The 18548-nt window shown below is 55.3% G+C and carries 18 protein-coding genes; 15 read left to right on the plus strand and 3 right to left on the minus strand.

Annotation, left to right across the window (positions count from 1 at the left end):
- The 3 genes from rplI to rpsF form a co-directional block, all read right to left on the minus strand.
- Positions 1 to 301 (minus strand): 50S ribosomal protein L9 (gene rplI / locus AAFH49_RS16375; RefSeq protein WP_342299858.1); only part of this gene is annotated, 301 nt, incomplete at its 3' end.
- A gap of 92 nt (positions 302 to 393) precedes the next feature.
- Positions 394 to 627 carry a 30S ribosomal protein S18 gene (gene rpsR / locus AAFH49_RS16380; RefSeq protein ID WP_035561439.1) on the minus strand — a complete coding sequence of 78 codons (234 nt, stop codon included), beginning with the start codon at positions 625 to 627 and terminating at the stop codon, positions 394 to 396.
- A gap of 54 nt (positions 628 to 681) precedes the next feature.
- Positions 682 to 1059 carry a 30S ribosomal protein S6 gene (rpsF, locus tag AAFH49_RS16385; protein ID WP_342299859.1) on the minus strand — a complete coding sequence of 126 codons (378 nt, stop codon included), beginning with the start codon at positions 1057 to 1059 and terminating at the stop codon, positions 682 to 684.
- A 524-nt stretch (positions 1060 to 1583) separates the two neighbouring features.
- Here rpsF and AAFH49_RS16390 point away from each other — a divergent pair.
- The 15 genes from AAFH49_RS16390 (at position 1584) to AAFH49_RS16460 (ending at position 18540) form a co-directional block, all read left to right on the plus strand.
- On the plus strand, positions 1584 to 2918 hold the full coding sequence (locus AAFH49_RS16390; protein ID WP_342299860.1) for a cytochrome c3 family protein: 1335 nt from the start codon (positions 1584 to 1586) through the stop codon (positions 2916 to 2918).
- Between the two features lie 100 nt (positions 2919 to 3018).
- Complete coding sequence (locus tag AAFH49_RS16395; protein WP_342299861.1) at positions 3019 to 6033, plus strand: TAT-variant-translocated molybdopterin oxidoreductase; 3015 nt, start codon at positions 3019 to 3021, stop codon at positions 6031 to 6033.
- Between the two features lie 24 nt (positions 6034 to 6057).
- Positions 6058 to 7515, plus strand: a complete 1458-nt coding sequence (nrfD, locus tag AAFH49_RS16400) for an NrfD/PsrC family molybdoenzyme membrane anchor subunit (protein ID WP_342299862.1) — start codon at positions 6058 to 6060, stop codon at positions 7513 to 7515.
- Positions 7508 to 8035: a DUF3341 domain-containing protein gene (locus tag AAFH49_RS16405; RefSeq protein WP_342299864.1), complete on the plus strand. Its 528-nt coding sequence runs from the start codon at positions 7508 to 7510 to the stop codon at positions 8033 to 8035. Before nrfD ends, AAFH49_RS16405 begins: the two co-directional genes overlap by 8 nt.
- Entirely contained in the window at positions 8035 to 8784 is a 750-nt protein-coding gene (locus tag AAFH49_RS16410; protein WP_342299866.1) for a c-type cytochrome, read from the plus strand. Before AAFH49_RS16405 ends, AAFH49_RS16410 begins: the two co-directional genes overlap by 1 nt.
- A gap of 6 nt (positions 8785 to 8790) precedes the next feature.
- Entirely contained in the window at positions 8791 to 10101 is a 1311-nt protein-coding gene (locus AAFH49_RS16415) for a quinol:cytochrome C oxidoreductase (protein WP_342299867.1), read from the plus strand.
- Positions 10102 to 10184: 83 nt separating this feature from the next.
- Positions 10185 to 11258: a cytochrome c oxidase subunit II gene (locus AAFH49_RS16420; protein WP_342299868.1), complete on the plus strand. Its 1074-nt coding sequence runs from the start codon at positions 10185 to 10187 to the stop codon at positions 11256 to 11258.
- A gap of 94 nt (positions 11259 to 11352) precedes the next feature.
- Complete coding sequence (locus AAFH49_RS16425; protein WP_342299905.1) at positions 11353 to 13173, plus strand: cytochrome c oxidase subunit I; 1821 nt, start codon at positions 11353 to 11355, stop codon at positions 13171 to 13173.
- Positions 13174 to 13324: 151 nt separating this feature from the next.
- Positions 13325 to 14467, plus strand: a complete 1143-nt coding sequence (locus AAFH49_RS16430; RefSeq protein WP_342299870.1) for a COX15/CtaA family protein — start codon at positions 13325 to 13327, stop codon at positions 14465 to 14467.
- Positions 14468 to 14533: 66 nt separating this feature from the next.
- Positions 14534 to 15385 (plus strand): heme o synthase, encoded by an 852-nt coding sequence (gene cyoE, locus AAFH49_RS16435; protein ID WP_342299872.1) that lies wholly within the window; start codon positions 14534 to 14536, stop codon positions 15383 to 15385.
- A 93-nt stretch (positions 15386 to 15478) separates the two neighbouring features.
- A complete protein-coding gene (locus tag AAFH49_RS16440) occupies positions 15479 to 16066 on the plus strand; it encodes a cytochrome c oxidase subunit 3 (protein WP_342299874.1) in 588 nt (195 codons plus the stop codon).
- A gap of 21 nt (positions 16067 to 16087) precedes the next feature.
- Complete coding sequence (locus AAFH49_RS16445; RefSeq protein ID WP_342299876.1) at positions 16088 to 16861, plus strand: cytochrome c oxidase subunit 3; 774 nt, start codon at positions 16088 to 16090, stop codon at positions 16859 to 16861.
- A 97-nt stretch (positions 16862 to 16958) separates the two neighbouring features.
- Entirely contained in the window at positions 16959 to 17303 is a 345-nt protein-coding gene (locus tag AAFH49_RS16450; protein ID WP_342299878.1) for a cytochrome C oxidase subunit IV family protein, read from the plus strand.
- A gap of 3 nt (positions 17304 to 17306) precedes the next feature.
- The gene (locus AAFH49_RS16455) at positions 17307 to 17981 is read left to right on the plus strand and encodes a hypothetical protein (RefSeq protein ID WP_342299880.1); all 675 of its coding nucleotides are present in this window, start codon (positions 17307 to 17309) and stop codon (positions 17979 to 17981) included.
- Complete coding sequence (locus tag AAFH49_RS16460) at positions 17965 to 18540, plus strand: DUF420 domain-containing protein (protein WP_342299881.1); 576 nt, start codon at positions 17965 to 17967, stop codon at positions 18538 to 18540. The genes AAFH49_RS16455 and AAFH49_RS16460 overlap by 17 nt, the downstream gene beginning before the upstream one ends.
- The last annotated feature ends 8 nt before the right edge of the window (positions 18541 to 18548 follow it).

Genomic DNA, 18548 nt, shown 5'->3' on the forward strand with positions numbered 1-18548 from the left:
CGTCGGCCAATTGCAGGGTGGTTACGCGACCGAAGATTTTGCCGCTCTCACCCACCTTAGCGGGGATGTCCAGCACCATGCCACCAATCTGGTCAGCAATAGCCTGAGCGTCACCTTTGATTTTGTCGGCTTTGTGAGCGGCTTGACGCACGTTTTCGGCCGTGATTTTCTTGTTCGTCTTGTCGGCCAGCATGGCCAGACCCTGCGGCAACAGGAAGTTGCGACCGTAGCCCGATTTCACGGTCACGATGTCGTTCTTGTACCCGAGGCCCTTAACGTCGTCTTTGAGGATAATTTCCATGTCTTGATTAAGATGTGAAAACGGAGGACTTAGAATTCAGCGGAAGCAGTTGCTCGCTTAAATCCCCAGTCCTCAATTCTCAGGTCTAAGGTCTATTTCAGGGCGTCGGCTACGTACGGCATCAGAGCCAAGTGGCGGGCCTTCGCGATGGCCTGGGTCACTTTGCGCTGGAATTTCAGGCTGGTGCCAGTGAGACGACGGGGCAGCACGCGGCCCTGCTCGTTCACAAACTTCAGCAGGAAGTTCGGGTCTTTGTAGTCCACGTACTTAATACCGTTCTTCTTGAAGCGGCAGTATTTCTTACGGGTGTCCTGCGGCTTGTTCATAGCCGACCGGTCGTTGTTGCGGTTGAATGCGGGAGATGCCATGTCGTTGCTAAATTATTGGGCTACGGCTTCGGTTTCTTTGGCAGCCTTCTGCTGGTTCATTTCGCCGTTGCGGCGGCGGGCGTTGTACTCCACGGCGTGCTTATCGAGCACGGTCGTGAGGAAACGAATGATGCGCTCGTCGCGGCGGAAAGCCAGTTCGAGCACGTCCACGATGTTGCCTTCGCCAGTGTAGGACAGGCAGAAATAGTAGCCTGTGCTCTTCTTTTGAATCGGGTAAGCCAGCTTGCGCAGGCCCCAGGCTTCGGTGGATAAAAGGGCGGCGCTATTTTCCTTAAGCACCTGAGTGAACTTCTCGACCGTTTCTTGCACCTGGCTCTCGTTCAAAACGGGAGTCACGATGAAGACCGTCTCGTAATTTCTTTGTTCCATTACGATGGGGGTGAATTGTGGGTGAAAAAAATGATTGGGGCGCAAAGGTACTGACTTTCCGGCACATTGCCAAGGCCAATGCATTCATCTGCCCGAATAGCCATCCCGCTTCCGATACTCACTTACATCCTCATCTACTCCGTTGCCAAGGACTGCAGCCGATGCTACCTATATATAAGGAGTAGGAGGGAAGGTAAAAATCAAGCGTTCGACTCCGCTAGCTAAGAAGAAATATCCATCGAAATAGCTGGCGTAAGTTAACAAAAGCTGCTGCCGGTAGTTCCGATTTAGGGCTTTAGAAATCACCGCCTAACCTGTGGCTGCGGGTTGTTTTTTGTTGCCGTTACGGCTCAGCTATTTGCCGCTCAATATTGTCTGCCTGATTGTCAAAAGCCCGCAAAAGGGCCAATCCAAACGGCTGCCGATGCCCGGAAATTGTATTTCAGTTTTTGCCGCCTACGATTCCTGACCTACATTTGTGGCCTTGAAATGCCCTAGCGTTTCGTTTTACCGTCTATTTTCTTATGAATAGCATTCGACTCCGTTCCTTACCTCATCTGTTGCTGGCGTTTGTGCTCACGTTTGCCGGCATCCAGCAGGCTTCGGCCCAAGATGCCGCCGCCGTGAAAAAAGAAGGGGTAGCACCCGGTGCCACGGCTGCCGCTACGCCTGCAACCGCTGCTGCTCCGGCCGCCGGTGGCGGTGACGCCGCTGCCATCGCCGCTGGCGATGCCCTTTTCAAAGGCAACTGCGCCCAGTGCCACGCCGTGAATGAGCAGGTAGTTGGCCCCGCCCTTGGTGGCATCACCAAGCGCCGTCCCATCTCCTGGATTTTGCCTTGGGTAAAGAACTCCAGCAAAGTAGTAGCCAGCGGCGATGAGTATGCTGTAGCTCTCTTCAACAAGTTCAACAAGCAGCAGATGCCCTCCTTCGCCCTCTCGGACAAGGAAGTGACTTCGATTGTAGCTTATATCACTTCGCAGGAAGGTGCACCAACTGCAGTAGCTGGTGGTGTAACTGCTGGTAATGCCGCCGCCGCTGATGGCCAGGCTGCCGCTGGTGGTGCCGAAGCTGGTGCTGGCAAATACGTTGACATTCTGCTGATTGTCCTCGTAGTAGTGCTGATTGTGCTGGTGGTAACGCTCGTTATCATTGGTAACCTGATGAAGGATGTGCTGCGTGGCCGCAAGGACCTCGACGGTCGCGACATCGAAATTCTGGAGCAGCGCTTCGACTGGGGTAAGTTTTACCGCTCGCCCGTGCTGCGTGGTATTGTAGGTGTCGTTTTCGCCCTCGTTTTACTTTATGAAGGTGTGCAAAGCGTAATGGCCGTTGGCCTGAACCAAGGATACCAGCCTACGCAGCCCATTGCTTTCTCGCACAAACTGCACGCCGGCACCAACCAGATTAACTGTGCCTACTGCCACACCTCGGTGTACAAGAGCAAGTCGGCTAACATTCCTTCGGCCAACATCTGTATGAACTGCCACTCGCAGATTAAGACGGAGTCGCCCGAAATCAAGAAAATCTACCGCGCCATCGAGCGCAAGCAGCCGATTCAGTGGGTTCGTATTCACAACCTGCCTGACCTGGCTTACTTCAACCACTCGCAGCATACGCAAGTTGCTGGCCTCCAGTGCCAGACTTGCCACGGTCCAATCCAGAACATGGAAGTGGTGTACCAGTATTCGGCCCTCACCATGGGCTGGTGCATCAACTGCCACCGCGAGATGCCACTCAACACGAAGGACAACAAGTACTACGACAACCTCGTGAAGCTGCACGACTCGAAAAACGCCGGTGCTCCCTTCACCGTGTCATCGAACGGCGGTACCGAGTGCTCGAAGTGCCACTACTAAAATAAGCTGATTTCAGTAGGGAGTACTGGGTAGTCAGTATTCTAGCCTGCTCGTTATTAACTACTGACTACCCAATACTGATTACTGATTACCCTCCCAAATGAAGTACTGGAAAGGAATTGAGGAACTGGAAAGCGCCCCGGAGTTCATGCAATCGGCCTTTGCCGAGTTCATGCCGGTTAAGGAAAGCCACGAGAGCAAGGACGATACTTCGGCTCCCCGTCGCGACTTCCTCAAGCTAATGGGCTTTGGCGTAGGTGCCGCCGTACTCGCTTCGTGCGAAACGCCGGTAGTGAAGGCCATCCCGTACCTGAACAAGCCCGAGGAAATTGACCCGCTCATTTCCAACTTCTACGCTTCCACCTACTTCACTGGCTCGGACTACAACGCCGTACTGGTAAAGTCCCGCGAAGGCCGGCCGATTAAGCTGGAAGGCAACCCCGAGTCGCCCATCACTAAAGGCGGCCTGTCGGCCCGCGCTCAAGCCGCCGTGCTTAGCCTGTACGACGGTGGCCGTTTGCAGCACTTTGCCATTAAAGGCCAAAAGGCCGAGGTGAAGCAGGTTGACCAGGAAATCCGCACGAAGCTGGCGGGCACCACGGGCCGCATTGCCATCGTGTCGCACACAATTATCAGCCCGAGCACGAAGAAGGCCATTGCCGAGTTCGCCGCCCGCTACCCTAACACCACCCACGTAATGTATGACGCGCAGTCGGCCACCGGCCTGCTGCAAGCCAACGGCGGCGTGGTTCCCGGCTACGATTTCAGCAAGGCTAACGTCATCGTGAGCCTCGACGCCGATTTCCTCGGTACCTGGATTTCGCCGGTAGAATACGCCAAGCAGTACGTAGTAAACCGCAAGGTGAGCACGGACAAGCGCACGATGTCGCGTCATTTCCAGTTCGAAACCATCATGTCGCTCACCGGCTCCAACGCCGATGTGCGCGTGCCGGTGAAGCCTTCGGAACAGGGTGCCGTAGCTCTCGCGCTGTACAATGCCGTGGTCAGCGGTGGCAGCGTTCCAACTTCTGCCTCTTATGGCAAGCAACTGGCCATCGCCGCTGCTGAGCTGAAGGCCAGCGGTAGCACCGGCCTCGTGGTTTCTGGTTCGAATGACCCGGCCGTACAGTCGTTGGTGACTGCCATCAACCAAGCCCTTGGTAATGCTGGAACCACCATCAGTGCTGCTTCGAGCAACGTTCGCCAGGGCGACGACGCCCGTATGGCTGCGCTGGTGAATGACATGAACAACGGCAGCGTAGGCGCCGTGATTTTCTACAACGCTAACCCGGTGTTCAACCACCCGATGGGCGACAAGGTGAAGGCTGGCATTGCCAAAGTGCCGCTGACCATCTCGCTCAATGACCGTCTGGACGAAACCGGCAGCCTTTGCCAGTACGCTGCTCCCGACAACCACTGGCTGGAGTCGTGGAACGACTTCGAGCCCAAAGCCGGCTATCTCAGCCTGTCGCAGCCGGTGATTACGCCGCTGTTCACCACCCGCCAGGCGCAGGAAAGCCTGCTGCATTGGGCTGGCAACAACACGACTTATTACCGCTTTCTGCGCGCTAACTGGCGTGGCATCACTCCCACGGATGCTGCCTGGGACAAAGTAGTGCACGATGGCGTGGCCATGGGCACTGCCCTGCCCGCCGCTCCCGCCATGACGGCTATGAGCGCCGCTGCCGCTGCCTCGCAGTTGAGCGGTGCCGCCAAGCCGAACGGTGTTGAGCTCGCCCTGTACGAAAAAGTAGGCTTGAGCGCTGATGGCTGCGGTGCCAACAACCCCTTCCTGCAGGAACTGCCCGACCCGATTTCGAAAGCAACTTGGGGCAACTATGTGGCCGTACCCCGCGCCATGGCCGTTGCCAATAAGTGGGAGCAAGGCGACGTGGTGAAAGTGACTGCTAACGGTCACAGCATCGAACTGCCCGTGCTGATTCAGCCCGGCCAGACCAACGGCACGGTGAGCATCGCCCTCGGCTACGGCCGTACGATGGCGGGCAAAGCTGGCGACAAGGTAGGGGAGAATGCTGCCCCGCTTGCCATGACGGCCAACGGCATTCAGTACATGAATGTGGTGACGCTGGAGAAGACGAGCGCAACCTCGCCCATCGCGCAGACCCAGACGCACCAGACGCTGATGGACCGTCGCCCGGTAGTACAGGAAAACACGCTGGCGAACTACAAAAAGAATCCCAAAGAGGTAACGGAGTACGAGAAAATTTCCACGCCTGACGGCATGGAAGCACCCAGCAAAGTTTCGCTGTGGCAGGACTACCAGTACAACAACCACCACTGGGGCATGGCCGTGGACCTCAACTCGTGCATCGGCTGCGGCTCGTGCGTGATTGGCTGCCAGACCGAAAACAACACCGCCGTAGTGGGCAAGCAGCAGGTCATCAACCGCCGCGAAATGCACTGGATGCGTATCGACCGCTACTACAGTTCGGACACGCACAAGACTGATTTCGAGAGCAAAGGCAAGGTGGCTACTTACGCCGCCATGGAAGACCCTTCGGAAAACCCGCAGGTTATCTTCCAGCCGATGATGTGCCAGCAGTGCAACCACGCGCCCTGCGAAACGGTGTGCCCGGTACTGGCTACTACGCACAGCTCAGAAGGTCTCAACCAGATGACCTACAACCGTTGCATCGGCACGCGCTACTGCGCTAACAACTGCCCGTACAAAGTGCGTCGCTTCAACTGGTTCTCGTACTACTCGAATGAGAAGTTCGAAATCGTGAACGGCCATATGTTCACCGACCTCGGCCGCATGGTGCTGAACCCGGACGTGACGGTGCGTGCCCGTGGTGTGATGGAGAAATGCTCGTTCTGCGTGCAGCGCATCCAGCTCGGCAAACTCGAAGCCAAGAAGCAGAAGCGCCGTCCGGTGGATGGCGAGATTGTAACTGCTTGCGCCCAGTCGTGCCCCACCGATGCCATCGTGTTCGGTGATATGAAAGACCCCAACAGCCGTATCAGCAAGCTCCTCCGTCGTGAAGATGGTGAGCGCGCCTTCCACTCGCTCGACTCCATCAACGTGCAGCCGAACGTGACGTACCTGACGAAGATTCGGAATTCCGAGTCGGAGTTCTTCGGCAAAGAAGCTTAAGAAAACGCTTAATCTATATCAACTATGCAGCACGTATCAGCCGTACGCGAGCCGCTCGTAACTGGCGGTAAGACGTTACACGACGTAACGCAAGACATCTGCTATCAGGTCGAAGCCAAGCCCAACCTCCGTTGGATGGCTGCTCTGAGCGTGGCGCTGTTCTTCTTGGGGGTGTTCTTCTACTCCGTGTACCGTACCGTATGGTACGGCATCGGCGAGTGGGGCCTGAACAAAACCGTGAACTGGGCCTGGGACATTACCAACTTCGTGTGGTGGGTAGGTATCGGCCACGCCGGTACGCTGATTTCGGCAGTTCTGCTGCTGTTCCGTCAGAAATGGCGCAGCTCCATTAACCGCGCGGCTGAGGCTATGACCATCTTCGCCGTAATCTGCGCCGCCATGTTCCCGGTGTTACACATGGGCCGTCCGTGGTTGGCATTCTACGTTTTCCCGCTGCAAAACACGCTGGGTTCGCTGTGGGCTAACTTCAATTCACCGCTGCTCTGGGACGTATTTGCCATTTCGACTTACTTCACGGTATCGCTGGTGTTCTGGTACATCGGTCTGATTCCTGATTTCGCTTCGATTCGTGACCGCGCCAAAGGCCCCATCGCCAAGTTCAGCTACTCGATGCTGAGCTTCGGTTGGAAAGGCTCGGCTAAAGCCTGGTCGCGCTACGAAACCGTTTCGCTGATTCTGGCTGGTGTTTCGACTCCGCTCGTACTCTCGGTACACACCATTGTATCGATGGACTTTGCAACCTCGGTTGTACCGGGCTGGCACACCACCATCTTCCCGCCCTACTTCGTGGCTGGTGCTATCTTCTCGGGTTTCGCCATGGTGCTTACCCTGATGCTGATTACCCGTGTGGTATTCCGCCTCGAAGACTACATCACGCTGGAGCACATCGCGCTGATGAACAAAATCATGATGGTAACCGGCTCCATCGTAGGTGTGGCTTACATCACGGAGTTCTTCATCGCCTGGTACTCGCAGGTTGAGTTTGAGCAGTACGCCTTCATCAACCGTGCTACTGGTCCTTACTGGTGGGCTTACGCTTCGATGATGACCTGCAACGTGATTACGCCGCAGCTGGTGTGGTTCCGCCGCGTGCGTTACAGCATCCCGCTCACGTTTATCCTGTCCATCATCGTGAACATCGGTATGTGGTTCGAGCGCTTTGTAATCATCGTGACTTCGCTGCACCGCGACTACCTGCCTTCGAGCTGGGCCATGTTCTCGCCTTCGATTATCGACATCGGCCTGTACGTTGGTACGCTCGGCCTGTTCTTCACGCTATTCCTGCTCTTCGCCAAGTTCTTCCCTGTGATTAACATGGCTGAGGTGAAAACCATCCTGAAGTACACCGTTGATAACGGCCCGACTTACAACCCCGAGAAGGCTCACGCCGCTCACGCTCATCAATCTGCCATCCACGGGGCTCCTGCTTCGGCTCCCGTAACTTACAACCAGCATGACTAAGCGCTTCGCCCTTGGCATCTTCGAAGACGAGGATGTACTGCTGCACGCCGTTGAGAACGTGCGCGCCGCCGGCGTGAAAATCCACGACGTGTTTTCGCCTTATCCTGTTCACGGGATTGACGATGCCCTCGGCATCGAGCGCTCGCGCCTGCCCATCGCCGCCTTCTTCTTTGGCATGACGGGCTTGGCCTTCGCGCTGTGGATGCAGATTTACATGCTCGGTTTCGACTGGCCGATGATTATCGGTGGCAAGCCACACATCTCGCTACCGGCCTTCGTACCCGTAGCCTTCGAGTTGACGGTGTTCTTTACCTGCCACGGCATGGCCATCACCTTCTTCACGATTACGGGTCTGTATCCGCGCTTCAAAGTGCCGGTTATGGATGTACGCGCCACCGACGACAAGTTCGTAATGGCCATCGAATTGGATGAAACCAGCTCGCAATTTCCCCGGCTGACCCAACTGCTGCGCGACAACGGCGCTTCGGAAGTCAACCAAAAAGAAATGACCAACAACTAATGACGCATCCGCTGACCCTGAGCCTGCGCGTTTCGGCGCTGCTGCTGTCCCTGGGACTGGCCACCACGGCCTGCACCCACGACGGAAACGACCCCGGCGTAGAATACGCCCCGGAGATGTACGAATCCATCCCCTACGAGCCGTTGCGCCAAACCACGTTTAACACCGTGAACTCGTTCGGCATCAATGAGCGCACTCCCGCCAACGGTACCATCCCTCGCGGCAAACTTAGCTATTTCGACCACATCCCCAAGGATAGTGTGCGGATTGCTGAGCGGGTATTGCACAACCCTTTCCCATACACCAAGGCTAACTTGGAAGAAGGAAAAGTGCTTTACACGCGCATTTGTATGCACTGCCACGGTGAGGCCGGTGACGGTCAAGGTCCGGTTGGCAAGATTTTCAAAGGTGTGCCGAACTACTCGACGGGCGCTTACAAGACGATGAACGATGGTCACATCTTCCACGTCATCGAATGGGGCCGCAACCGCATGATGCCTCACGGCTCGCAGGTGAATCCCGAGGAGCGTTGGAAAATTGCCATGTATGTGCACGTGTTGCAGCGTGGCGAAGGTCCTGACGCACTCAGCAAGCTGATTGCTAAAGGCCCGACAAACACGGTCACCAGCGACTCGACTGAAACGAAAGATGCCGCCAATACTGCCCCAGTAGGGCAGGCCCAGGCTGGCACCGGCGCCGAGACTCCCGGCGAAGGCAAAACCAAAGCAACTAACGGCACCGCCAACTAACGCACTATGGCAACTCTGACGCACCACGAAAGCGCCACGGCTGAACAGCTCGTCGTTACGGATGGCGCCCGTAAAACCTTTATTGCCATCATCGTCACCGGTGTGGTAGTACTCATTCTCGGTATTCTTGCCCAAGTATTGGGCTGGGGCGCTGCCGAGCACAGCGAAGCTGCCGGCCATGCCGCCGCAGTGCACGGTGCTGCTCACGAAGAAGGCCATTCCGTGCTAATTAAGCGCGTGATTGTGAGCCTTTGGCACAGCAACCTGTTTTTCCTCGGCGTATCCACCGTTGGTACGGTGTTTATGGCCATCAACTACGTAGCCTACGCCGGCTGGTCGGTGATGGTAAAGCGCATTTCGGAAGCCCTCAGCGCTTGGGTTATTCCAGGCGGTGTGATTATGCTCATCGTTTTCCTGGTTGGTCGTCACGACATCTTCCACTGGACCCACGAGGGTATCATGGATAAGAACAGCCCAAACTACGATGCCATCATCGCTGGCAAAAGCGGTTTCCTGAACCTGCCTTTCTACCTCATCCGCACCATCGTTTACCTCGCCATCTGGGCTTACTTCAGCTGGAAGCTGCGTCAGCTGTCGTTGCAGGAGGACCTGAACGGCGGTACCGTTTGGTTCCACAAGAGCATTAATGCTTCGGCTTTGTTCCTGGTGTTGTACGCTGTGAGCTCGTCGATGTCGGCTTGGGACTGGGTGATGTCGGTTGACACGCACTGGTTCAGCACCATGTTTGGCTGGTACGTATTCGCTTCGTGGTGGGTGTCCGGCATCGCCGCTATCGCACTGACGGCTATTTTCCTGAAGCAAGCCGGTTACCTGCGTGCTTTGAACGCAAGCCACATCCACGATTTGGGTAAGCTGATGTTCGGTTTCAGCATCTTCTGGACCTATGTATGGTTCGCCCAGTTCATGCTGATTTGGTATGCAAACCTTCCCGAAGAAGCAGTGTATTTCAACCAGCGTTTGGGTGGTTTTGAAGGCCGCTACACGTTCCTGTTCTTCTTCAACATCGCCATCAACTTCGTTTTCCCTTTCCTGGGTTTGATGACGCGCGATGCTAAACGTCAGATGATTATCATGAAAATCGTGGCTATCGCCATCCTGTGCGGTCACTGGTCCGATTTCTATTTGATGCTCATGCCGGGCACTTTGCGTGGTGATAACGGGTTCCTGATTGAGATTGGCATTGCTGCCATTTTCCTGGGCGCCTTCCTGATTCTGTTCACGCGCCGCTTGGCTTCGGCTTCCCTGGTTCCGGTTAATCACCCGTTCCTCGACGAGAGCATTCACCACACTACCTAGACTTTAGATTGAAGAACTGAGCGCGAGCCATTAACAAAACTTACGCTCAGTTCTTAATACTTAGTACTCCATACTAAAACTCAATGACTGCTCTTACCATTTTGCTGGTGTTGGTGCTGCTGTTGGTCGTATTCGGCCTGCTGTTTCGCCTGCAGATTTTTACCTCTATTTTCTCGGGGACTTTCACCCGCGACATTGGCATGAGCAATAGCGTTAACGCTATTCTGATGCTGGTTTTCCTGATTGGTGGCGGCGCGTGGTTTGCCTATTCGTTTGTTGAGAATTTCAGCAAAATGAATCCGCCCATTGCTTCGGTGCATGGCCACCAGATGGAGCGCATGTTCTGGATTACGATGGCAGTGATTGGGGTGGCATTTGCTATCACGCAGGCGTTGCTGTTCTGGTATTCCTATAAATATCAGCACAAGGAAGGCCGTCGCGCGTACTTCTTCGCGCACAACAACACGATTGAAGTTATCTGGACGATTATCCCGGCCATCGTTATGGCTTCGCTGATTTTCGCCGGCTGGAAGGCCTGGACCCGCATCACCGGCCCCGCACCGAAGAACTCGGTGGTGGTTGAAGTAATGGGCAAGCAGTTCAACTGGCTGGTGCGCTATCCCGGCCGCGACATGAAGCTGGGTGTAATCAACTACCGCATGATTGATGCCGTGAACGAGTGGGGTTTCGACTTGAGCGACAAGTCTTCGCTGGACGACTTCACGACCAACGAAATCCACGTTCCCAAAGGCGTTCCGGTGTTGATTAAGATTCGTTCGCGCGACGTGCTGCACGCTGTTTACATGCCGCATTTCCGCGTGCAGATGTACGCTGTGCCCGGTATGCCGACCCGTTTCTGGTTCACACCCACTACCACGACCGATGAGATGCGTGCTAAACTGGGCAACCCCAAGTTCAACTATGAACTGGCTTGCAACCAGGTGTGCGGTGGTAGCCACTTCGCCATGAAAGCTACTGTGATTGTGGATGAGCCAGACGATTACCAGAACTGGTATGCCGCTCAGCAATCATTCGCTCAAAAGAATCCTGATGTGCTGGCTGCTTTCAAACAGAAGGCCAAAACGATGGTTACTCCTGTTGCTGCCGCGCCTAAGGAAATAGAAGCTGCTCCCGTGCCTTTGGCCGCTTCTTACTAATAACTACTAACGGTATTCCGCTATGTCAGACATGACACCCAAACCCAATCTTTCTCCGGGCGTGCAAACGCAAGGCGGTATTGGTTCCGCTCCGGTGCCGGCTACCGAGCACGGCGACCACCTGCACCACGATGACCATGACCACGAGCACCACGACCAGCATTGGCTGTGGAAGTACGTGTTCAGCCAGGACCACAAGCAAATTGCCAAGCAGTTCCTGATTACGGGTATGTTCTGGGCCATCCTTGGTGGTACCCTGTCTAGCCTCTTCCGTTTGCAGCTCGGCTGGCCCGAAGGCACGATGGAGTGGCTGAAGCCGGTCCTCGGTGGCTGGATTCAGGCTGGTAAACTGAACCCTGAGTTCTACCTCGCACTGGTGACGATGCACGGTACCATCATGGTATTCTTCGTGCTGACTGCTGGCTTGAGCGGTACATTCTCGAACTTCCTCATTCCGCTGCAAGTGGGTGCCCGCGACATGGCTTCGGGCTTTATGAACATGCTCTCGTACTGGTTCTTCTTCCTGTCGAGCGTTATCATGTTCTCCTCACTCTTCATTGAAACCGGCCCAGCAGCAGCTGGCTGGACAATCTACCCGCCGCTGAGCGCACTGCCGCAAGCCATCCCCGGCTCCGGCGCGGGCATGACGCTGTGGCTGGTGAGCATGGTGTTCTTCATCGTATCGCAGCTGCTAGGTGGTGTTAACTACGTTACTACGGTTATCAACCTGCGTACCCGTGGCATGAGCATGAGCAAATTGCCGCTTACCATCTGGGCCTTCTTCCTGACGGCTATCCTCGGTATTCTGTCGTTCCCGGTTCTGTTCTCGGCGGCTCTGCTGCTGGTGTTCGACCGCTCTTTTGGTACCTCGTTCTTCCTGTCGGATATCTATATCGCTGGTCAGGCGTTGAGCAACCAGGGTGGTTCGCCGGTATTGTTCCAGCACTTATTCTGGTTCCTGGGGCACCCCGAGGTATACATCGTAATCATGCCGGCTATGGGCATGGTATCGGAAGTCTTGTCGACCAATGCTCGCAAGCCCATCTTTGGCTACCGCGCCATGATTGGTTCGCTGATTGGTATCTCACTGCTGTCGTTCGTTGTGTGGGCTCACCACATGTTCGTGACGGGCATGAACCCCTTCTTGGGTTCGGTTTTCATGTTCCTGACGCTGATTATCGCCGTGCCTTCGGGCGTGAAAGTGTTCAACTGGCTGGCCACGCTGTGGCGCGGTAACATCCGTTTCACAGCCGCTATGCTGTTCTCTATCGGCTTCGTGTCGCTGTTTATCTCGGGTGGTCTGACGGGTATTATCCTTGGTAACGCTACGCTCGATATCCAGATGCACAACACTTACTTCGTGGTAGCTCACTTCCACTTGGTAATGGGTAGCTCGGCATTCTTCGGCTTGTTTGCCGGGGTTTATCATTGGTTCCCGAAGATGTTCGGTCGGATGATGGACGAGAAGCTGGGTTATATCCACTTCTGGTTGACGTTCTGCGGTGTTTATCTGGTGTTCATGCCGATGCACTACGTTGGTATCGCCGGTTTCCCCCGTCGTTACTACGCTTGGACCGGCTTTGATGCTTTCTCGCAGTTCGCTGACATGAACAAGTTCATCTCGATTGCGGCCATCATCGCCTTCCTTGGTCAGTTCATTTTCATCTTCAACTTCTTCTACAGCATCTTCCGTGGCCGTCGTGCTACCCAGAACCCCTGGAACTCGACTACGCTGGAGTGGACTACGCCCATCGAGCCCGGCCACGGCAACTGGCCCGGTGAGATTCCCGCTGTATACCGTTGGCCCTACGACTACAGCAAGCCCGGCTCGGATGTGGATTTCATTCCGCAGAACGTTCCGTACTCGCAGACGCAGTCGTCGAACCTGCCATACGAGCAAGAACTGGCTGACTAGCTAGGAAATGGTTGATTAACCAATTCAATTGGTAAAGTCCCGAAGCGGGCCGCCTAACCGGCGGCCCGTTTTTGTTTCACGGGTATTACTAGCCCACTTCAATTCTATGCGCTAGCTGTTTTGTGCAAATAGTAGCAGCCACCTTTATATCATGGATAATTTTCACCTGAGCCTTGCTGTCCGACGTTTCCGCTTTGTTGGTATTCTCACAGTTGTGAGCGTGTACCTGCTGATTTTGGTGGGTGGCGTCGTGCGCAGTACCGGTAGCGGCATGGGCTGCCCCGATTGGCCCAAATGCTTCGGTAGCTGGGTGCCTCCCACAGAAGCCAGCCAGTTGCCTGCCAATTACAAAGAGATATACACTGCCCAGCGGGTCGCCAAGAATCAGAAGCTAGCTCGCACGTTGCAAAAAATGGGCTTTGCCCAAGTTGCGGGAAGCATCTTCGCGCATCCCACGCAATACATCGAAACTGATTTCAACCCGGTGAAAACCTGGATTGAATATGTGAACCGTTTGTTAGGGGCGCTGATTGGGGTGTTCGTTTTTCTCACGGTTGTGTTCGCCTGGCCGTACTGGCGGTGGGACCGGGTCATCTTTTGGTTGGCTTTTGCCTCGTTTCTATTGACAGGTGTGCAGGGCTATTTAGGCTCATTGGTCGTTTCTACCAACTTGCTGCCCGTGATGGTGACGGTGCACATGGCGCTTGCGCTGGTGATAGTCGCGTTGCTGCTGTATGCGGTTGACCGGGCGCGCAAGGGGCAAGGCAACACTGCATCGAGAATATCGAATGCAGCGCCAGTCAGTACTTCGTCAGAAGCAGCACGGCCGGCCGCGAGATTACAAATCTGGCTCTGGGCAACACTCCTGCTCACCTTCTGGCAGATTGTGCTCGGGACGCAAGTACGGGAGCAGGTTGATATTGTATCAGCTGCGGTGGGCTATGTGGGGCGCGAAAACTGGGTTGCTAAGCTTGGTAGCGTGTTCAGCTTGCATCGCACGATGTCGGCCGCAGTATTGCTGCTAAACGTTTATGTGGGCTACGAACTATGGCAGTTAGCCCAGTCACGTCTGCGCAAGCTGGTTACCGCGACGCTGATTCTCATTGGGCTGGAAATACTGGCGGGTATCGTGTTGGCGTCATTTGCGCTGCCAGCGGCAGTGCAGCCGGTGCACCTCACATTGGCTACTGTATTATTCGGCGTGCAGTTCCTGACGCTGCTGGCCGTGGCCCGCGCCTGCAAAAGCTCGGAAACTATTGCGCCCACAGATGCACCCCGGCAGGTTGTTGCGTAACTTTGCGGCCCCGTTGGGCCCAGCTTCGACAAGTTGGGCCGGGCGACGAAATTATAAGTACGATTGATGGTTAAGGCCCGCGCCTATTTTCAGCTGCTCAAATTCCGGCTTTCGCTCACGGTAGCGTTTTCCAGCGCCATTGGGTACATGCTGGGCGCGCACGAGCTTAGCTGGAGCCGGGCGCTGCTGGTGATGCTGGGCGGCCTGCTCGTCACCGGCTCGGCCAACATCATCAACCAGGTGCACGAGCGGGAACTGGATAAGCTAATGACCCGCACGGCCAAGCGCCCGTTGCCGCTAGGCATTATATCGCCAGCGGAGGCGTGGGTGTTCTGCGTGTTGCTGGGCGTGGCCGGATTTGCACTGCTGTGGTTTTTCTTCAACCCGCTCACCGCCGGCCTGTCGTTGCTGTCACTCATTCTCTACGGCTTCATCTACACGCCGTTGAAGACTATTTCGCCCATCTGCGTGGCGGTAGGGGCCATCCCGGGTGGTTTGCCGCCGCTCATTGGCTGGGTAGCCGCTACCGGCTATATCGGCGTGGAAGCCTGGGTACTGTTCGGAATTCAATTCATGTGGCAGTTTCCGCACTTCTGGGCCATTGCTTGGGTGGCCGATGACGACTACAAGCGGGCCGGCTTCAAGATGCTGCCTACGCCTGGCAATCGCGACCTGCGCACCGCGTTCCAGATAATGACTTACACGTTGCTGCTGATTCCGCTGAGCCTGTTGCCATTGGAATTTAATATTTCGGGGCGCATTTCGGCGTTGGTGGCCGTAGTCGCTGGGGTGTTGTTTTTGCTGCTCACTGTGCAGCTCATGCGCACCCAGTCGCGCAAGGCGGCGTTGCGCATCATGTTTGCCTCTTTTCTATACCTGCCCATCGTACAAATTGCTTTGGTGCTGGACAAAATATAGCCGTCAGTTGTTGATAGTTTGTCGCCAGGTGGACTTGGATAAATCAGACAATCGGCACCTAAAAACGGACAACCAATACCTAATAATTAGCTTATGAATCCTTCTGAAACGTTATCCGAAAAGGAAGTTGGACTTGGCTGGCACCCTAAGCGGGTGCTGCTCATCCTGCTTATTTTCAGTATTGTGATGATGTTCGCGGCTTTCACCAGCGGCTACATTGTGCGCCGTGATGAAGGCAACTGGCGCGAATTTGATTTGCCCGGTTCGCTGCTCATCAACTCCATCCTGATTGCGCTGAGCAGTGCCAGCATGCAATGGGCCTATTTTTCAGCCCGTAAGGACGAAATTAGTCGAGTCAAAACCGGCCTGATTATCACGCTGGTACTGGGTCTGGCTTTTCTGGTGGGGCAGTACCACAGCTTCGGCGATTTGGTGGCGGGCAACACCTACTTTGGTGGCGCTGATGCCAATCCTTCCGGTTCGTTCGTATACGTATTGATGGGTGTGCACGCTTTTCACCTAGTCACGGGGCTTATTTTTCTGGCCGTCGTCCTCAAGCGGACGCTTAATTATCAGGTGCATTCGCGTGCCCTGCTCTCCATCGGCAACGCTACCTTATACTGGCACTTCCTGGGTGGGCTTTGGCTGTACCTGTATTTGTTCTTACTTTTGAACCACTAAAACGACGTTACGCTGTCTGCTATGGCCCAATCGACCACTTTGCCGCACCCCGCGGCTTCCGCTACCCAAGACGCCCCGCGCACCGGCAACTGGGATGGCGGCAACGAACCCTTCAAAGCGAGCTACGGCAAGCTGATGATGTGGTTCTTCCTGCTTTCTGACGCATTTACTTTCGCAGCCTTCCTCACCACCTATGGCATGATTCGCCATAAGCACGAGGTATTCACCGGCGAAGCCAAAGACTTTGTGTTCAGCACGCGGTGGTGGCCCATTCCCGACCACGTATTCAACGCCTTCCCCGGCATGGGCGAGGCAAACGTCCCCCTCGGTTTCGTGGCCTTAATGACCATGATTCTGATTCTGAGTTCGGTAACGATGGTGTTGGCCGTAGAAGCCGGCCACCGCATGGACAAAGCCGATGTGCAGAAATGGCTGCTCTGGACCATCCTGTTCGGCAGCACTTTCCTGGCCAGCCAGGCTTGGGAGTGGAGCCACTTCATCCACGGCCACACCGAAGGCACGGTAATGGCCGACGGCACCGTGTTCCACGGTGCTAACCTGGCGATGAACCAATACGGCCCGGTACTATTTGCCGACTTGTTCTTCTTCATCACCGGCTTCCACGGTACCCACGTATTCTCGGGCGTCTGCTTGTTGATTTGGTGCTTCATTGCCACCACCAACGGCACATTCGAAAAGCGCGGTCACTACGAGATGATTGAGAAAATCGGCCTCTACTGGCACTTTGTAGACTTGGTGTGGGTATTCGTATTCACCTTCTTCTACCTCGTTTAATCACAATTACAAATTTTGAATTTTGACTTTCGAATTATGGGAACGGCAATCAGCCCAACCCATAATTAATAAATCAGAATTTATAATTCTCCCCTAAATGGCTTCTCACGCAACTACTGAACATGCCCTCGCTCCGGGCGAAATTGCCAAGCCGAACACCGCCTGGATTTGGCGTGTATTTGGTATTCTGGTTGGCATCACAGCTGTCGAATTCGTTTTCGTATTCCTGATGCACCCGAGCACGCTGCGCAACAGCATTTTCATCGTGCTCACCATCATGAAAGCCTTCTTCATCGTGGGCGAATTCATGCACCTGAAGCACGAGACCAAAGGTCTAATTTGGACCATTCTGGTACCAGTTGCGCTGCTGGTGTGGCTGCTTGTGGCCCTGATTACCGAAGGCTCGTTCATCGGCGAAGTCCTGCAAAACATGTTTAAATAGCGGATGCGGCCCCGCCAAACCCTTTTGCTGGGGCTGCTGCTATTGGTGCCGGTACTGGCTTTTCTATTCCTGTTCCGCTTCGGTACCAACCGTTACGCGCTGCCAACTTACCTGCCCGACCGTGTGGATTCCACACAGGTTGGCGGGGAGTGGCAGCGCGATACTGTTTTCCACCAAATCGCACCTTTTCAGCTGCCTTCGTCCAATGGGCGTGAGGTGAGCAGTCAGGAGCTAGGTAAGGGGCTTTACATCGCCCAGTTCTTTGGTGCAGATGAGGCCAGTGCCCGTGTAGCCCGCCAATTGCTGCGGGTGCAGGAGAAATTTCGGCACGAGCCCCGCGTGCGCCTGGTAACCTTTGTGCTCAATGGTAACCCCGGCCAAACCACCGCGCTTGCCCAACTGGCTGAGCAATACGGGACCATTGCCGGCAAATGGTTTTTCCTGACTGGTGCCGCCGACACCCTCAAACGACTTACCCAACAGGAGTTCCGCCTGACGGCGGACCCCAAGCGGCTGCCGGGGGCCGTGTACACGGCCAACATCCCCGCTGGCCGGCTGTTGTTGGTTGACAATCAGCGCCGGGTGCGGGGCATTTACGATGGTACCGACGGACGCGAAATAGACCGCTTACTCACGGAAGTAACCGTGCAGCTTTACGATTATGAACACCCCCACTGAACAACTGCATCCGCCGGTGATGGCTCCCGGCGATTATACGCGCTATAAAATCATCCTTGGTGGCTTGGGAATAGTGGTGCCGCTGCTGGTCGCAGTGCTTTTCTATTTCAAAGGAATTTTCAAGATTGAAGGGGCCGATGCTTACCTGCGCATGCTGCCGGCCGTTAATGCCGGCCTGAATTCGCTGACCGCCGTTGCGCTGCTGGTGGGCTTTTACTTTATCCGGCAGAAGAATGTGCTGGCGCACCGCACGGCCATGGGCACTGCCTTTGCCTTGGGTGGGCTGTTTCTGCTATCTTATGTGGCCTACCATTCACAGGTGGAGAGCACGCATTTTGGCGGGGTTGGGGCTATTCGGACTGTTTATTTCTTTCTGTTGCTCACACACATCAGCCTGGCGGTAGTCACGGTAGGGCTGGTGCTGTTTACGCTTTATTTCGCCCTCACGGGGCAATATACCAAGCATAAGGCCATTGCGCGCTGGACGTTTCCGGTGTGGCTGTATGTGTCGGTGACGGGCGTTATCGTGTATTTCATGATTTCGCCGTATTATGCCTGATACCAAGA

This window comes from Hymenobacter segetis, from assembly GCF_038448715.1.
Lineage (GTDB): Bacteria > Bacteroidota > Bacteroidia > Cytophagales > Hymenobacteraceae > Hymenobacter > Hymenobacter segetis.

What these genes read in the sequence shown, in the direction of transcription:
- AAFH49_RS16395 (WP_342299861.1), top strand. Translation starts at nt 3,019, where the DNA reads ATGAAGTACTGGAAAGGAATTGAGGAACTGGAAAGCGCCCCGGAGTTC.
- AAFH49_RS16440 (WP_342299874.1), top strand. Translation starts at nt 15,479, where the DNA reads ATGAATCCTTCTGAAACGTTATCCGAAAAGGAAGTTGGACTTGGCTGG.
- nrfD (WP_342299862.1), top strand. Translation starts at nt 6,058, where the DNA reads ATGCAGCACGTATCAGCCGTACGCGAGCCGCTCGTAACTGGCGGTAAG.
- AAFH49_RS16455 (WP_342299880.1), top strand. Translation starts at nt 17,307, where the DNA reads ATGCGGCCCCGCCAAACCCTTTTGCTGGGGCTGCTGCTATTGGTGCCG.
- AAFH49_RS16390 (WP_342299860.1), top strand. Translation starts at nt 1,584, where the DNA reads ATGAATAGCATTCGACTCCGTTCCTTACCTCATCTGTTGCTGGCGTTT.
- AAFH49_RS16460 (WP_342299881.1), top strand. Translation starts at nt 17,965, where the DNA reads ATGAACACCCCCACTGAACAACTGCATCCGCCGGTGATGGCTCCCGGC.
- AAFH49_RS16420 (WP_342299868.1), top strand. Translation starts at nt 10,185, where the DNA reads ATGACTGCTCTTACCATTTTGCTGGTGTTGGTGCTGCTGTTGGTCGTA.
- AAFH49_RS16430 (WP_342299870.1), top strand. Translation starts at nt 13,325, where the DNA reads ATGGATAATTTTCACCTGAGCCTTGCTGTCCGACGTTTCCGCTTTGTT.
- AAFH49_RS16445 (WP_342299876.1), top strand. Translation starts at nt 16,088, where the DNA reads ATGGCCCAATCGACCACTTTGCCGCACCCCGCGGCTTCCGCTACCCAA.
- AAFH49_RS16450 (WP_342299878.1), top strand. Translation starts at nt 16,959, where the DNA reads ATGGCTTCTCACGCAACTACTGAACATGCCCTCGCTCCGGGCGAAATT.
- cyoE (WP_342299872.1), top strand. Translation starts at nt 14,534, where the DNA reads ATGGTTAAGGCCCGCGCCTATTTTCAGCTGCTCAAATTCCGGCTTTCG.
- rpsR (WP_035561439.1), bottom strand. Translation starts at nt 627, where the DNA reads ATGAACAAGCCGCAGGACACCCGTAAGAAATACTGCCGCTTCAAGAAG.
- AAFH49_RS16405 (WP_342299864.1), top strand. Translation starts at nt 7,508, where the DNA reads ATGACTAAGCGCTTCGCCCTTGGCATCTTCGAAGACGAGGATGTACTG.
- rpsF (WP_342299859.1), bottom strand. Translation starts at nt 1,059, where the DNA reads ATGGAACAAAGAAATTACGAGACGGTCTTCATCGTGACTCCCGTTTTG.
- AAFH49_RS16415 (WP_342299867.1), top strand. Translation starts at nt 8,791, where the DNA reads ATGGCAACTCTGACGCACCACGAAAGCGCCACGGCTGAACAGCTCGTC.
- AAFH49_RS16410 (WP_342299866.1), top strand. Translation starts at nt 8,035, where the DNA reads ATGACGCATCCGCTGACCCTGAGCCTGCGCGTTTCGGCGCTGCTGCTG.